Below are 15,101 nucleotides of genomic sequence, written 5' to 3'. Positions count from 1 at the left end.
CGTCTCACCGTGGACGACGGCGACGCTAGGTGCGCCGTGCGGGCCGCCGCGACCGTCGGGTGACGCTGCCGGTGTACGTCACCGCAGCGCGTCGAGCGCCTTGCCCAGGTCGGCGCGGGAGGTCACGCCCAGCTTCGGGAAGATCCGGTGCAGGTGGGTGCCGACCGTCCGGTGCGACAGGAACAGCCGTTGCCCGATCTCCCGGTTGGTCAGGCCCTCGGCGGCCAACCGCGCGATGCCCAACTCGTGCGGTGTCAGCTTCTCCCGCGCGTCCGGGTCGCGGTTCGGGCTCGACTCCCCCGCGCCGCGCAACTCACGCCGGGCGCGTTCGCCCCACGCCGCCATGCCGAGCGCGTCGAAGGTGTCCCTGGCGGCGCGCAGGTGCGTCCGGGACTCCACCACCCGCCGTTGCCGGCGCAGCCACTCGCCGAACGCCAGGTGCAGGCGGCCCCGTTCGGCGGGCCACCCGGTCAGGTCGGCTCGCAACGCGGCCGTGAACAGCGGCTTCGCCTCGTCGTTGGGCGCCAGCACGGCACGCGCGTAGCGCAGCCCGATGTGCAGCGCCGGCGAGGGTGTCGACGCGGCCGGCAGCTCCAGGTCGCGCACGATGTCCCGCACGGCGTCGGTCCGGCCGGCCCGCACGGCGGCCTCGGTCAACTCGGGGAGGCAGTAGGCGCGCAGGGCCAGGTGGTACGACGGGTCGGCGGGGTCGTGCAGCCGGCTCAGGTCCGCGAACGCGTCCTCGAAGCGGCCCTCGCCCGACGCCGAGATCCCGGTCGCGAGCCGCACGGTGGCCAGCACCGGGCGTGCGCCCGCGGCGAGTCCGACCCGTTCCGCCTCGCCGGCCAGCGCCGCGGCCCGCCCGTGGTCACCGCGCAGCGCGGCGATCTCCGCCTGGACGGCCGTGGCCAGCCCGTGCATGAACGGCTGCCGGGTTTCCCGGGCCAGGGTCGCCGCCTCGGCCGCGACCGGCACGGCCGCGGTCAGGTCGCCGAGCCGGGTCCGGCACCACGCCTCCACGGCCAGCGCCCTGGCCAGCAGCCCGAGGCGGCCCTGGGCACGCAGCCCCGGCGCCGCCGCCGAGGACGAGCGTGCCGCCAGGTCGAACGCGCCCACCTGCAGGGCTGCGCTGCCCAGGTACCGGTCGACCTCCGGGTCCGTGCCGGTGGCGCCGACCAGGGCGCGCAGCTCGGTCAGCACGGCGTCGCCCCGTTCGAAGGGCGCGACGTACGCGGTGATGGCGACCACGGCGGGCTCGTGCGCGCCGACCGGCAGCCGGTCCGCCACCTCCAGCAGCGAACGGCGCGCGTCCGGCCCCGGTTCGGCCCAGAAGCACCGCATGGCGGCGCCCCACAGGATCCGGGCGGCGGCGTCGACCTGCCCGTCGTCGGCGACCGACGCGGCCAGCCCGCCCAGTTCCGCGACGCGGGAGACGTCTTCCCGGACGCCGTCCTCGAAGCCGCTGAGCACCCAGCCGGCGGTGGCGCGCTGGTGCGGCGTGAGGTCCAGGGCCTGTGCGTCGCGCACCAGCCGTTCGGCCGTGTCGCGTCGGCCCACCTCGACCGCCAGTTCGGCGGCGCGCAGCAGTCGTGCCGCCCGCTGGGACCGCGACCCGCTCAGCCGGGCTGCCTGCTCCAGGGCGGCCACGGCGGCGGCGAGCCCGCCCCGACGCCGGGCGCGTTCGGCGGCCTGCTCCAGCTCGATCGCCACGTCCTCGTCCGTTCCGGAGGTCGCGGCGGCCCGGTGCCAGGCCCGGCGGTCCGGCCGGGCGACGAGGGTCTCGGCGAGCGCCAGGTGCGCCTGCCGGCGTTCGTCGAACGTCGCCGCCGCGGGCACGGCCGAGCGGATCAGGGGATGTCGGAAGGTCGACACCGGGCCGGCGAGCTCGATCAACCGGGCCTCGACGGCCGGCGCGAGGATGTCCGACGTGAGGGTCCCCGGCTCACCTGCCGCGCCCAGGACCGGAGCCGCCGGCGTTCCGACCTCCGGTGCGAGCACCGCCGGCCCGGCCGAACCCAAGATCAGGCCCGCGGCCTCCAGCGTCTCGAGCACCAGGTCGCTCTGGTTCAGCGCCGCCACCAGCAGCGCGGTGCGGGTGGGCGCGGGCAGCGCGGCGACCCGCGCGGTGAACGCGCGTTCCAGCCGGTCGGTCAGCGGCAGCACCGGGTCCGGCCCGAGCGGTTCCGCCACGGTGGGCAACTCGACCAGCGCGAGCGGGTTTCCGGCCGCCTGAGCCAGCACCCGCTCCCGCGCCACCGGCGTCAGGCCTGGCGCGACCGAGTCCAGCACACCGGCCGCGACCTCGTCCGACAGCCGACCGACGGTCATCAGCGACAACCCCGCGTCCAGCAACGGCGTGGGCTCACCGTCCCGCAGCGTCGCGAGCAGCACGACCGGCTCGGACTCGATCCGGCGCGCCACGAAGGCGAGCACGTCGAGCGTCGCGCGGTCGAGCCAGTGCACGTCCTCGGCGACGACCAGCAGCGGCCGGTTCGCGGACTCCTCGGCCAGCAGGGTCAACGCGGCGAGACCGACGAGGTAGGCGCCCGGCGCCGGGCCGTCGGCGAGCCCGAGGGCGGTCCGGAGCGCGTCCCGCTGCGGACCGGGCAGCCCGGCCACGCCCGCCCGCACCGGGTAGAGCAGTTGGTGCAGCCCGGCGTACGGGAGGTTCCGCTCGGCCTCCGCCCCGGTCGTCCCGAGCACGCGCAGCCCGGCGATCGTCGCCGCGGCGACGGCTTCCGCCACGAGCGCGGACTTGCCGGTACCCGCTTCACCGCGCAGGAGGACGCCACCACGCCCCACCGGACCGTCCACCAGCTCGGCCAGGGCCTTCAGCTCGGCGTCCCTTCCCAGCAGCGGCATCACCCGGCCGCCAGCCGTGAGGGGCGAAGCGGCGGGTTGCCGCGCAGCCGCGCGCGGTGCGCCAGTGCCTTCATCTTGTTGCCGCAGGTGGCCATGGCGCACCACTCCCGGCGGAAGCCGCGCGACGAGTCGACGTACACCTGCGTGCACTCCGGACGGCCGCACTCCTTCAACAGGTCGGCCGCCGGACCGCCGAGGATCCCGATCGCGTGCCGGGCCACGGAGGACAGCGCCTGCTCCACCGTCGCCGTGAGCACCCGCCCGGCCGGCTCGAGGCTGGGCACCACCGGGGGGAGGGCCGCCACCCGGTTGAGCAGGTCGACCGACGCGGGCTCGTCGCGCTCCCCGACGATCCGGCCCCGCACCAGGACGTAGATCGACTCGCGGAGGGCAACGGCCGCGGCGAGGTCGGCCACGGCAGCACCTGGCGCCGTGTCGGCCACCCCGGACTCGACGAACCACGCGTCGAGGGCGCGCGGCGTGCTCAGCATCTCGCGCGGCGCAGGGCTGCGCCGCGCGCGGAGTGTGCCCGCGAGATCCAGTGCGGGGTCCCCGCAGGGGAAGGCGTGCTCCACGTAACCAGTCTGACAGGTGATGAATGCCCGTGCCAATCCATAACCGGTTTGACAGGTTGCGGACGGCCGTGCCACAGTGACCCGGTCGTCACTCGGACGGGCCCGCTCACGGGCTCGGCGACTCCCTCACCGCTCGCACGTGTCGTGCGAGCGCGCTCCTGACCCCTTCTCGGGTCACGAATCCACTGAGGAAGTCGATGAGACTCTGGACGAAACTCGTCTTCGCCGCTCTGGCGCCGGCGTTGCTCGTGGCGCCGGCCTCCGCCGAGCCCGCGGGCACGACGGGCACGACCACGTGCGCCCCGGTCCCCCTCTCCGCCCCGGCGGGCGCGCGGATCGAGGCGGTGCGGGCGGAGCCCCGACCCGGCGGCACCGTCACGTTCCCGCAGACGCCGTTCTCCGCGCCCGCGCCCATCACGGACGTGCCGCCGTACTGCCAGGTCACCGTCACCCTCACCCACGACGGGGACGACCACGTCACGGTCGCGGTGGCCCTGCCGGGCGCCGGCTGGACCGGTCGCCTGCAGGCGGTCGGCGGGAACGCCTACGCCGCGGGTGACTTCGGCGCGCCACTGGTCCAGGCGGTCAAGGACGGCTACGCGGGCGTGACCACCGACGCCGGCGTGTCGTCGGACCCCTTGGACACCGGCTGGGCCCTGACCGCCGGAGGCGAGGTCGACACGACGCTGCTGACGAACTTCGCGACCCGCTCCGCGCACGAGTCCGCGGTGATCGGCAAGGCGGTGGCCCGGGCGTTCTACGGCCGTCCCGTGTCGTACTCGTACTGGAACGGCTGCTCGACCGGCGGTCGGCAGGGCTACGCGGAAGCGCAGGACCACCCGCGCGACTTCGACGGCATCCTGGCGAACGCGCCGGCGGTCGACTGGACGCGGTTCGCGGTCGCGACCCTGTGGCCGCAGACCGTGATGCACAACGACCGCCACTTCCCGAGCGACTGCGTCCTCTCCGCGTTCCGCCGGGCCGCGATCGCGGCCTGCGACCCGCACGACGGTGTCACCGACGGCGTCGTCGACCGTCCGGAGGAGTGCGGCTACGACCCCCGCGCGCTGGTTGGCTCCACCGTGCTCTGCGCCGGCGAGGAGGTCGCCGTGACGGCCGAGGACGCGGAGGTCGTGCGCAAGATCTGGGCCGGCCCGACCGACACGCGCGGCCGGAACCTGTGGTCGGGGCTGCCCAAGGGCGCGGACTTCGCCTGGCTGGCCAGGACGGTGGTCGACGAGAACGGCGTCCCGTCGTCACCGGGGTTCCCGGTCGCCGTGGCGTGGGTGCGGACCTTCCTGGCGAAGCAGCCCGGGTTCGACACCTCCACCATCACCTACGAGCGGTTCACCGAGCTGTTCCACCAGTCGGTGCGCGAGTACGACGAGGTCATCGGCACGTCGGACCCGGACCTCGGCGGGTTCCGGCGGGCGGGCGGGAAGCTCCTCACCTTCGTCGGCACGGCGGACCAGCTGATCCCGCCCGGCGGCACGCTCGCCTACCGCGACCGGGTGGAACGGCGGCTGGGCGGCGCCGACCGCGTGAACGACTTCTACCGCCTGTTCCTCGCACCCGGCGTGGAGCACTGCGGCGGCGGCACGGGCCCGGCGCCGACGAACCCGCTCGGCGCGCTGGTGGACTGGGTCGAGCACGGCCGCGCACCGTCGACCCTGCCCGCGGCGACGGCCGACGGCAGCCGGACCCGCGACCTCTGCGCGTACCCGCAGGTCTCGCGGTACCGCGGGCACGGTGATCCGGCGGTCGCGTCCAGCTACCGCTGCACGCGCCGCTGATCCCACCACCGCCCGTGCCGGCACCCGGCGCGGGCGGTGGCCTCCGGGATCTCATGTCGCCCTCGAAACCGTTGGCACAGCGGGAATTCCGGGCTACCGGGCGGGGCAGGTGGCCGTTAATCGATCGCCGTCACCCGGTCCAGTGGGGCAACATCGACGACTCCGAGGTGCCTTCGAAAGGAGTCGGATGGTCGCTCCAGGTTCCGAAAAACCCGTGAACAAACGAAAAACCGCGGTGCTGCTCGCCCTGCGCCTGTACGGGCGGGAGTTGCGCAGGCACCGGATGCTCGCCGTGGGCGCGCTCGTGCTGCCCGCGTTGGGCAACACCTGCCTGCTCTACCTGACGCCGCTGGCGGTCGGCGCGCTCGCGGGTCGCCTCGCGCAGCGCGGCGACACCGGTTTCACCACCGTGCTGCCGTACCTGCTGGTCTTCGCCGGCCTGATGCTCTTCGCCGAGTTGCTGTGGCGCATCGGCGTCCACTGCCTCAACCGCACCGACGGACGCGGGATCGAGCACCTGTCCATCTTCGGCATGGACGCGCTGCTCGCCAAGGACGCCGCGTTCTTCCACGACAACTTCGCGGGCTCCCTCACCAAGCGCGTGCTGAGCTTCGCGTCGCGCTTCGAGGAGTTCGTCGACACGGTGGCGTTCAAGATCGTCGCCAACCTCGTCCCGCTGGGCTTCGCCTGCGTGGTGCTGTGGAGCTACCACCCCTTGCTCGTCGTGGTGCTGCTCGGCCTGATCGTCGTCACCGGATTCGTGGTCGCGCCGCTCATCCGCCGTCGCCAACGCCTGGTCGCCGAGCGTGAGGCCGCGTACGCGCGGCTGTCCGGCCACGTCGCCGACACGTTGACGAACATGGAGACGGTGCGGGCGTTCGCCGCCGAGGAGCGCGAGAGCGCGGAGCACCGGAACCGGGCCGCCGAGACCCGTGTGCTGGCACTGCGGTCGTGGGACTACGGCAACCTGCGCATCGACACCCTGGTCGCGCCGCTGTCCGTGCTGACCAACGCGCTCGGCCTCGCGGTCGCCGTCGGCGTCAGCGGCGGGCTCGGCGTGGAGGCGATCGTGGTGACGTTCGCGTACTTCACCAACGCGACGCGGATCATGTTCGAGTTCAACCAGATCTATCGGCGGGTCGAGAGCGCGCTCACCGAGGCCGCGCAGTTCACCGAACTGCTGCTCGACGACCCGACCGTGCTCGACCCGGAGGAACCGGAGCCGTTGCGCGTCGAGGACTCCCGGGTCCGGTTCGACCACGTGGTGTTCGCGCACGCCGGCAACAAGCCGCTGTTCACCGGCCTGGACCTGGACGTGCCGGCGGGCACGCGGATCGGGTTGGTCGGCCGCTCCGGCGGCGGCAAGACCACGCTCACCCGGTTGCTGCTGCGGCTGATGGACGTCGACGAGGGCCGGATCCTCATCGGCGGCCAGGACATCGCGCGCCTGCGTCAGGCGGACCTGCGCAGCCTGGTCGCGTACGTGCCCCAGGACCCCGCCATGTTCCACCGGACGCTCGGGGAGAACATCGCCTTCGCCCGACCCGGGGCGACCGACGCCGAGATCCTGCGCGCCGCCCGCGCCGCCCACGTGACGGAGTTCGCGGAGGCGCTGCCCGACGGGTTCGACACGATCGTCGGCGAACGCGGGGTCAAGCTGTCCGGCGGGCAGCGGCAGCGGGTCGCGCTGGCCCGCGCGATCCTGCGCGACGCGCCGATCCTGCTGCTGGACGAGGCGACCAGCGCGTTGGACTCGGAGAGCGAGGTGCTGGTCCAGGAAGCGCTGTGGCGGCTCATGGAGGGACGCACCGCGCTCGTCGTCGCGCACCGTCTGAGCACCGTCGTGCGGATGGACCGGCTGGTCGTGCTCGACCGGGGCGGGATCGTGGAACAGGGCACGCACGCCGAACTGCTGAACGCCGACGGCTCGTACGCGAAGCTGTGGCGCCACCAGTCCGGCGGGTTCCTGGACGAGGCCGCGCCGGACGAGGTGGGCGTGGGCGTTCCGGACCCGGTGGGGGCCGAGCCGTCCTGAGCCGGACCGCCGCACATCACCGCAGTGACGGTCCCCGGCCTTCCCCGCAGGGCGTAGAGGATCAGGTCGAGGACGAGCAACTCCTCACCGGGTGATCAGCACCCGTTCGGCGGCTTTCGCGACGTGGCCGAACCGGTCCGGGTCGTAGCCCTCGAGGCCCGTCGATCCAGCTGGGATCGTGGCGGCCGAGGACCTGCGCATTCGACGCGATGCTGAATCGGCGACGGCCCGGTTGGGCCGAGCGGGCTTGAGCTTCCAGTCGCTGGAACGCTTAGCGTTCCCCGACATGAAGATCACGGTCCTGGACACCTACCCCGCCATGCGCGAGATCCTGCGGTCGCCGCGAACCGACCGGCCCGAGCTGCTCAAGGCCATGCTCGAACCGGCCGCGGGCATGTACCGGCACTTCCCCGGCGAGGTCGACCTCGTCGCGATGCACGGGATGGGCTCCGGGTTCCCGATCGACCGCGACGAGGAACGGTGCCGGGAGGCCTTGGAGGCGTTGCACGACGCCGACGCGTGGAACCGGATCGAGCACGCCCTCCACGACGCCCTCGCCGTGCAGCTCGCCGCGACCCCTGGCCTCACGGTGCCGGACATCACCGTGCTCATCGTCCTCGGCGATCCCGGTGACGCGCACTTCATGGGCCCGAACCTGGGCATGACGGCGAACGGCAGCGTGTCCGGCTACGTGTTCCTGAACTTCTGGCCGTACCCGGAGAACCTGGCGCGGTTGGAGGCGACGGCGGTCCACGAGCTCAACCACAACCTCCGCTACGGTCCCGGCGCCGTCGTGTGGGACCCGGCGACGGTCACCGTGGGTGAGCACGTGGTGTCCGAGGGTCTCGCCGACGCGTTCGCCCGCCAGTTGTACGGCGACGAGCTCGGGCACGCCCGCATCGGCGTGCCGCACCTGCACGACGACGCGGTGTTCGCCAAGGTCGTCTCCGGCCTCGGCGTGACCGGGATGCACAACTTCACCGCCTGGGTGCACGGTGACGAAGCCGCCGCCCGCTACGGCGCGACCCCGGTCGGGCTGCCCACCGGCGCCGGCTACGCCGTCGGCAACCGGCTCGTGGACGCCTACCTGGCGACGACGGGCCGCACCGCGGCGGAGGCGTTGCTGGTGGACAGCCGGGAGGTCGTAGACACGGCGCTCAGCCGCGTCCCGTAGTCCTACCTGGTCGCCTCGAACTCCTCGTACAGCTCCGGGATGTAGGCGAGCAGGAGGTCGACGGTGCCGAACGCGCCGTTGACCGGGTCGAGCTGCGCGTACGCGTAGGCGATCTCGGACCCCTTGCGCGACGGCGCCGACTCGCGCACGTCGGTCAACCAGTCCAGGAACGGCACGCGCCGCACGACCAGCACGGGGTTGAGCAGCGCGGCGTAGACCAGCAGCAGGTCCAGCACCACCGGGCGGTTGCGCAGGGCCCACCGGTAGAACTCCGAGAACAGGAAGAACCGGCGCTCCACCGCCGTCGGCGCGACCCCGTGCACCCGCTCGGCGACCGCGGCGCCGTGGTCGGTCGAGGCCTGCTCGGCTTCGCTCCACGCCCGGTCGTGGACGTTGCGGACGGTCAGCTCGCCCCGGTGCAGCCGGGTCAGGTAGTCGGCCCACCGCGCCGAACCGGGGTTGCCGAAGCCGTCGGTCGACCGACCGAGCGCGAGCGCGACGCCGCGTTCGATGCCCTCCAGGATCCCCGCGTCGACGTGCGAGACCCACGTGCCCGGCGCGCCCAGCCCGTGATCGTGGAAGAACGACAGCACGCCCTCGATGTTGCGCCAGCGGTCCGCCGCGCCCAGCCCCGCGGCGGGACCGCTCTGCACCAACCGGAGGAACTCCACCCGGTCCGCCATCGTCATCCGGTCGATCTCGGCGGCCGTGCAGTCCAACGACGCCGCGCACTCCGCCGGCGACCGCACCACCGCCATCGCCGGCACCGGCGTGACCAAACCTGCCACCAGCGCGAGCACGACTACCCAAACGGATCTCTTCACACCGGGCAACTTAACGTCCCCGCCCCGTCACGGTGTCCGGAAACCACCCGTTCAGGTCGCCGGGGTCGTCACCACTTCGGGGGTGGGCTTGAGGTAGCCGGTCACCCAGGCCGCGATGGCGCCAGCCGCGCAGACGACCAGCGAGACGAGCATCGGGCCGTCCGAGCCGCCGCCGACCGCCGAGCCGCCGACCGCGGCGCCGATCGCGATGCCCAAGGTGACCGCGGACGCGGGCAGGGTGGCCGCCAGGTCACGACCCGGACCGGCGAGGCCGACCACCCGGTGCTGGATCGACGGGACCATGCCGAAGCCGACGATCCCCCACACGAACAGCGCGATCGCGGCGACCACCGGGTTCGACCCGAGGAAGTACAACGCGGCGAGCGCGAGCACCAGGACGACGCCGCAGACGACGATCGTGACGCTCGCGTTCCGGTCCGCCGCCGCGCCGCCCGCGAACGTGCCGACGGCGTTGGCGATGCCGTACACCAGCAGGAAGAGCGCGGTCGTGCCGCCGGAGACGCCCGTGACCTCGGCCAGGAACGGCTGGATGAACGTCAGGCCGGCGAACTGGCCGCCATGATCAGGAAACCGAGGCCGAGCAGGGCCAGGACCTTCGGCGCGAACGCGTGCCTGGCCTGCGCCCCGAAGCCGCCGATACCCGAGTTGGGCACGGACGGGATGACCGCCACGGCCAGCGCCGACGTGAGCACCCCGGCGATGACGATCGCGGCGAACGAGGCCTCCCAGCCGCGACTCTGGCCGATCAAGGTGCCGATCGGGACACCGAGCGCGGTGGAGACGGCGGTGCCGCCGAAGACGAACGAGATCGCCTTGCCCATCTTCTCCGGCGGCACCATGCCCGCGCCGACCGCGAAGGCCACCCCGATGAACAAGCCGTGCAGCGAGCCCGTGAGCACGCGTGCGACCAGCAGCAGGCCGAAGCCCGTTGCCATCACGGCCATGGCGTTGACGAGGACGTACGCGGCCAACGACACCTGGAGCAGCCGCTTGCGGGCGAACCTGATCGTCAGGGCGGTCAGCACCGGTCCGCCGACGGAGATGCCCAGCGCGTAGCTGGTGACGAGGCTGCCGGCGGTCCCGATCGAGACGCCCAGGTCCTCGGCGATGAGGTTCAGGACGCCGACCACGATCAGCTCGGCGGTGCCCATCACGAACGTGCCGAAGAACAACGCGGTCAGCGCCAGGTTGGTCCGCGACCGGCTCAGGCCGGTTCGCGTGTCTGCACTCATGGGATCTCCCCCGGGGTCCTGTTCACGGATTCGGCGTGCGACGCCGGCGCAGACGTTAGGGAACGTTCCCTAACAGCGCAACCGCATGGCCGTTCACCCCGGCGACGAACCGGTGCACGTCCCGCCGCGGCGGGACGTGCACCGGAGATCACCGCGCGTGCTCCAGTGCCCGGTTGAGCTCGGCGACGTTGACCGTCTCGGTGAAGCCGCCGTCGGTGCTCGCCACGACGAGTCGCCGCACGTCGCGCTCGGCGAGGCCGGTCGCCCGGGCCACGCGCGGCACCTGGAGGTCGGCGTAGGCGGGGCTGATGTGCGGGTCCAGGCCGGACGCCGACGCGGTGACGGCGTCCGGCGGCACGGCGGCCTCGGGCACGCCCTCGCGGCGCGCGACCACGGCCCGCCGTTCGGCGATCACGGCGCCGTAGCCCACGTCCAACTCCCCCTTGTTCGAGCCGCCGGACGCGGGCGGCGTCGCGGCGGACGGCCTGGGGTGGAACCACTCGTCATCCGAGCGGTCGATGCCGATCAGCGTCGTGTCGACGGCCTCGGCGTTGGCGTGCAGGCCGGGCAGGCGCGACACGCACCACACCGCGGCCGGGTAGAGCACGCCGGTGAGCACGGTGAGCACGAGCAGGACCCGCAGTCCCGCGAGCGCCTGCCTCGAGAACTTGGTCAGCACGATGTCACCCGATTCCGGGAATGAGGCGGACGAGCAGGTCGATCACCCAAATGCCGGCGAACGGCATCACGACGCCGCCCAGCCCGTAGACCACCAGGTTGCGCCGCAGCAACGCCGACGCGCCCGCAGGCCGGTACCGCACGCCGCGCAGCGCCAACGGGATCAGCACCACGATGATCAGCGCGTTGAAGATCACCGCCGACAGGATCGCCGACTGCGGCGTGGCCAGGCGCATGACGTTCAGCCGGTCGAGCTGCGGGTGGATGGCGGCGAACATCGCGGGCAGGATCGCGAAGTACTTCGCCAGGTCGTTGGCCACCGAGAACGTGGTCAGGGCGCCCCGCGTGACCAACAACTGCTTGCCGATCTCCACGATCTCGATCAACTTGGTCGGGTCCGAGTCGAGGTCGACCATGTTCCCGGCCTCCTTCGCCGCGGCCGTGCCGGAGTTCATCGCCACGCCGACGTCGGCCTGTGCCAGCGCCGGCGCGTCGTTGGTGCCGTCGCCGGTCATCGCGACGAGCCGGCCGCCGTCCTGCTCGCGGCGGATCAGCGCGATCTTGTCCTCGGGCCTGGCCTCGGCGAGGTAGTCGTCGACGCCCGCCTCCACCGCGATCGCCTTCGCGGTCAACGGGTTGTCGCCGGTCACCATCACCGTGCGGATGCCCATGGCGCGCAGTTCGGCGAACCGGGCCGGGATGCCCGGCTTGACCACGTCGGACAGCCGGATCACGCCCAGCACCACGTCGTCCTCCGCCACGACGAGCGGTGTGCCGCCGTCGCCGCTGATCCCGTCGACGATCCGGCGCGTGTCCTCACCGAGGGCGAAGCCGCTCGCCGCGCCCTTGCGGATGCGCCGACCGCCCAGGTCGATGCCGCTCATCCGGGTGTGCGCGCTGAACGGCACGAACTCGCCGGTCTTCTCGAACCCGCTCGCCTCGGCCGGCAGGCCGTACCTCTCCACGCACAGTTCGACCACGCTGCGGCCCTCGGGCGTGCCGTCGGCCAGGCTGGACAGCCGGGCGACCTCGGCGAGCGCGCGTTGGGCCGTGCCGCCGACCGGGATCAACGCGGTCGCGCGCCGGTTGCCCCACGTGATCGTGCCGGTCTTGTCCAGCAGCAGGGTGTCGACGTCGCCCGCGGCCTCGACCGCCTTGCCGGACGTGGCCAGCACGTTGCGCCGCACCAGCCGGTCCATGCCCGCGATGCCGATGGCCGACAGCAGCGCGCCGATCGTGGTGGGGATCAGGCACACCAGCAACGCGGTCAGCACGACCACCGACTGCTCGCCGCCGGAGTGGACCGCGAACGGCTGCAACGCCACCACCGCGAGCAGGAAGATGATCGTCAACGTCGACAGCAGGATCGTCAACGCGATCTCGTTCGGCGTCTTCTGCCGTTGCGCGCCCTCGACCAGCGCGATCATCCGGTCCACGAACGTCTCCCCCGGCTTGGTCGTGACGCGCACGACGATCCGGTCCGACAGCACCGTGGTGCCGCCGGTCACCGCCGACCGGTCGCCGCCCGCCTCGCGGACCACGGGCGCGGACTCCCCGGTGATCGCGGACTCGTCCACGGTGGCGATGCCCTCGACGACGTCGCCGTCACCGGGCACGACCTCGCCCGCCTCCACCACGACCAGGTCACCGAGGCGGAGCTCGGACCCGGGCACGCGCTCCTCGGCGCCGTCACCGGTGAGGCGGCGGGCGACGGCGTCGCTCCTGGCCCGCCGCAACGAGTCGGCCTGAGCCTTGCCGCGCCCCTCGGCGACCGCTTCGGCGAGGTTGGCGAACAACACGGTCACCCACAGCCACCCGGCCACCGCGATGGTGAACACGCTCGGGTCGCCGACCGCGAAGATCGTCACCAGGAGCGATCCCATCCACACCACGAACACGACCGGGTTGCGCACCTGGTCGCGAGGGTGCAACTTGCGCAGCGCGTCGGGGACGGCCGCCAGTACAATCCACTGTGGGCTGTCGGTGTGGGTCACAGCAGGGCCTCCGCGATGGGACCGAGGGCGAGGGCGGGCACGAAGGTGAGTGCGGCGACCAGAACGACGCTGCCCGCCAGCAGGGTGGCGAACAGCGGCCCGGTCGTGGGCAGGGTGCCCGCCGTCCGCGGCACGGTCCGCCCGGCGGCCAGGGAACCGGCCAAGGCGAGCACGGCCACGATCGGCACGAACCGGCCGACGAGCATGCACACCGCGAGGGACGCCTGGAACCAGTCGCCGGTGACCGTGATGCCGGCGAACGCGCTGCCGTTGTTGTTCGACGCCGACGCGTAGGCGTAGAGGACCTCGGACAAGCCGTGCGGGCCGGTGTTGTTCAACGCGTCCGGAGTGGACGGCAGCACGGCCGCGACGCCCGCGCCGATCAGCAGCACGGCCGGCATCGCCAGGATCGACAACGCCGCCGCGGTCACCTCCCGCCGGCCGAGCTTCTTGCCCAGGTACTCCGGCGTGCGGCCGACCATCAGCCCGGCCAGGAACATCGCGATGACCGCCATCACCAGGATGCTGTAGAGGCCGGTGCCGACGCCTCCCGGTGTCATCTCGCCGAACAGCATGTTCAGCATCAGCGCACCGCCGCCCAGGCCGGTGAAGCTGTCGTGCAGCGAGTTCACCGCGCCCGTGGACGTGCCGGTGGTCGAGTTCGCGAACAGGGCCGACGCGGGCACGCCGAACCGGAGTTCCTTGCCCTCCAAAGGTCGCAGCCCGTTCGTCTCGGCCCACCAGACGACGGCCAGCATGCCCGCCCACAACGCGCCCATGACGCTCAGCAGCACGATCCCCTGCCTCCGGTCGCCGACGAGCGTGCCGAACGTGCGGGTCAGCGACACGGGGATGACCAGCAGGAGGAAGATCTCCACGAGGTTCGACCACGGGTTCGGGTTCTCGAACGGGTGGGCCGAGTTGGCGTTGAAGACGCCGCCCCCGTTGGTCCCCAGCTCCTTGATGGCCTCCTGGCTCGCGGCCGGGGCGATCGCCACCTCCTGCCCGTCCACGGTGACGCCGGACTTCAGGCTCATCACCACGCCGAGGGCGATCAGCACGACCGCGGACACGGCGGAGATCGGCAGCAGCACGCGCACCACGCCGCGCACCAGATCGACCCAGAAGTTGCCGAGCAGGTCGGTCCGCTGCCTCACGAAACCGCGCACCAAGGCGATGGCGACCGCCAGGCCGACCGCCGCGGACACGAAGTTCTGCACGGTCAAGCCGACCAGCTGCACGGTGTGGCCCAGCACGGCCTCCGGCACGTACGACTGCCAGTTGGTGTTGGTCACGAAGCTGACCGCGGTGTTGAACGCCATGCCCGGCTCGACCGCGCCGCGACCGAAGTCGAACGGCAGCCACGGCTGGACGCGTTGCAGCACGTAGAGCAGCACGACGCCGACGAACGAGAAGCCGAGCACCCCCAAGGCGTAGCCGCTCCACTTCTGCTCGGAGTCGGGGTCGACCCGCCCCAGCCGGTAGATGACGCGTTCGACCCCGAGGTGGCGGGTGCTCGTGTAGACGCGGGCCAGGTAGTCGCCCAACGGTCGGTACACGACCGCGAGGGCGCAGATCAGCAGGCCGACCTGGAGCAGGCCGGCCGTGGTCGGGGACATCAGAACCTCTCCGGCCGGATGAGCGCGACGAACAGGTAGCCGATCAGCAGCAGGGCGAGCACGCCGGCGACGGCGTTGGCGACCGGACCGGAGCTGCTCACAACCTCTCCAGTCCGCGCACGGCCGTCGCCAACACCAGGAACACCACGACCAGCAGCACCGCCCAGGCCAAGTCGGCCATCCGCGTGCTCCTCTCCGACCACGAGTTCGAGCCGCCCTCGGCGGCCATGACGCGCACAGCGTGCGGCACCGGATCGCGCGCACCGGTCGGACTGACGCCCTCTTGACGCGCCC

Annotated in this window: 13 protein-coding genes; 3 read left to right on the top strand and 10 right to left on the bottom strand. The window is 72.7% G+C overall.

Features of this window, described 5'->3' with window-relative positions; genetic code table 11:
* Window positions 1–78 precede the first annotated feature (78 nt).
* Both AB0H12_RS34810 and AB0H12_RS34805 read right to left on the bottom strand, forming a co-directional pair.
* Window positions 79–2,862 (bottom strand): ATP-binding protein, encoded by a 2,784-nt coding sequence (locus AB0H12_RS34810; protein ID WP_499628649.1) that lies wholly within the window; start codon window positions 2,860–2,862, stop codon window positions 79–81.
* A complete protein-coding gene (locus tag AB0H12_RS34805; RefSeq protein ID WP_499628648.1) occupies window positions 2,862–3,437 on the bottom strand; it encodes a CGNR zinc finger domain-containing protein in 576 nt (191 codons plus the stop codon). Before AB0H12_RS34805 ends, AB0H12_RS34810 begins: the two co-directional genes overlap by 1 nt.
* Window positions 3,438–3,634: 197 nt before the next feature.
* Here AB0H12_RS34805 and AB0H12_RS34800 point away from each other — a divergent pair, with 197 nt between their 5' ends.
* The 3 genes from AB0H12_RS34800 to AB0H12_RS34790 all read left to right on the top strand — a co-directional run bounded on the left by AB0H12_RS34800 (window position 3,635) and on the right by AB0H12_RS34790 (window position 8,439).
* Complete coding sequence (locus AB0H12_RS34800; RefSeq protein WP_499628647.1) at window positions 3,635–5,230, top strand: tannase/feruloyl esterase family alpha/beta hydrolase; 1,596 nt, start codon at window positions 3,635–3,637, stop codon at window positions 5,228–5,230.
* Between the two features lie 214 nt (window positions 5,231–5,444).
* Entirely contained in the window at window positions 5,445–7,265 is a 1,821-nt protein-coding gene (locus AB0H12_RS34795; protein ID WP_499628646.1) for an ABC transporter ATP-binding protein, read from the top strand.
* Window positions 7,266–7,551: 286 nt separating this feature from the next.
* Window positions 7,552–8,439, top strand: a complete 888-nt coding sequence (locus AB0H12_RS34790; protein WP_499628645.1) for a DUF2268 domain-containing putative Zn-dependent protease — start codon at window positions 7,552–7,554, stop codon at window positions 8,437–8,439.
* Window positions 8,440–8,441: 2 nt separating this feature from the next.
* Here the strand turns inward: AB0H12_RS34790 and AB0H12_RS34785 are convergent, their stop codons facing one another.
* The 8 genes from AB0H12_RS34785 to AB0H12_RS34750 all read right to left on the bottom strand — a co-directional run bounded on the left by AB0H12_RS34785 (window position 8,442) and on the right by AB0H12_RS34750 (window position 15,057).
* The gene (locus AB0H12_RS34785; RefSeq protein ID WP_499628644.1) at window positions 8,442–9,263 is read right to left on the bottom strand and encodes a hypothetical protein; all 822 of its coding nucleotides are present in this window, start codon (window positions 9,261–9,263) and stop codon (window positions 8,442–8,444) included.
* A 51-nt stretch (window positions 9,264–9,314) separates the two neighbouring features.
* Complete coding sequence (locus AB0H12_RS34780) at window positions 9,315–9,803, bottom strand: hypothetical protein (protein ID WP_499628676.1); 489 nt, start codon at window positions 9,801–9,803, stop codon at window positions 9,315–9,317.
* Window positions 9,804–9,820: 17 nt separating this feature from the next.
* Window positions 9,821–10,516, bottom strand: coding sequence for an MFS transporter (locus AB0H12_RS34775; RefSeq protein WP_499628643.1), 696 nt, complete (start codon window positions 10,514–10,516; stop codon window positions 9,821–9,823).
* A 148-nt stretch (window positions 10,517–10,664) separates the two neighbouring features.
* Window positions 10,665–11,192, bottom strand: a complete 528-nt coding sequence (locus AB0H12_RS34770) for a potassium-transporting ATPase subunit C (protein WP_499628675.1) — start codon at window positions 11,190–11,192, stop codon at window positions 10,665–10,667.
* 7 nt (window positions 11,193–11,199) lie between these two features.
* The gene (gene kdpB, locus AB0H12_RS34765) at window positions 11,200–13,188 is read right to left on the bottom strand and encodes a potassium-transporting ATPase subunit KdpB (protein WP_499628642.1); all 1,989 of its coding nucleotides are present in this window, start codon (window positions 13,186–13,188) and stop codon (window positions 11,200–11,202) included.
* Entirely contained in the window at window positions 13,185–14,807 is a 1,623-nt protein-coding gene (gene kdpA, locus AB0H12_RS34760) for a potassium-transporting ATPase subunit KdpA (protein WP_499628641.1), read from the bottom strand. The genes kdpB and kdpA overlap by 4 nt, the downstream gene beginning before the upstream one ends.
* The gene (gene kdpF / locus AB0H12_RS34755) at window positions 14,807–14,908 is read right to left on the bottom strand and encodes a K(+)-transporting ATPase subunit F (protein WP_499628640.1); all 102 of its coding nucleotides are present in this window, start codon (window positions 14,906–14,908) and stop codon (window positions 14,807–14,809) included. The genes kdpA and kdpF overlap by 1 nt, the downstream gene beginning before the upstream one ends.
* A complete protein-coding gene (locus tag AB0H12_RS34750; protein WP_499628639.1) occupies window positions 14,905–15,057 on the bottom strand; it encodes a hypothetical protein in 153 nt (50 codons plus the stop codon). The genes kdpF and AB0H12_RS34750 overlap by 4 nt, the downstream gene beginning before the upstream one ends.
* Window positions 15,058–15,101 lie beyond the last annotated feature (44 nt).

This window comes from Actinosynnema sp. NPDC023794 (genome assembly GCF_040639675.1).
GTDB lineage: Bacteria > Actinomycetota > Actinomycetes > Mycobacteriales > Pseudonocardiaceae > Actinosynnema > Actinosynnema luteola.
This window is presented reverse-complemented; position numbering and strand designations above follow the sequence as displayed.

Excerpts from the sequence above, each read along its gene's own strand:
- AB0H12_RS34775 (WP_499628643.1), bottom strand. The coding sequence starts at position 10,516 with ATGAGTGCAGACACGCGAACCGGCCTGAGCCGGTCGCGGACCAACCTG.
- AB0H12_RS34800 (WP_499628647.1), top strand. The coding sequence starts at position 3,635 with ATGAGACTCTGGACGAAACTCGTCTTCGCCGCTCTGGCGCCGGCGTTG.
- AB0H12_RS34790 (WP_499628645.1), top strand. The coding sequence starts at position 7,552 with ATGAAGATCACGGTCCTGGACACCTACCCCGCCATGCGCGAGATCCTG.
- AB0H12_RS34810 (WP_499628649.1), bottom strand. The coding sequence starts at position 2,862 with ATGCCGCTGCTGGGAAGGGACGCCGAGCTGAAGGCCCTGGCCGAGCTG.
- kdpA (WP_499628641.1), bottom strand. The coding sequence starts at position 14,807 with ATGTCCCCGACCACGGCCGGCCTGCTCCAGGTCGGCCTGCTGATCTGC.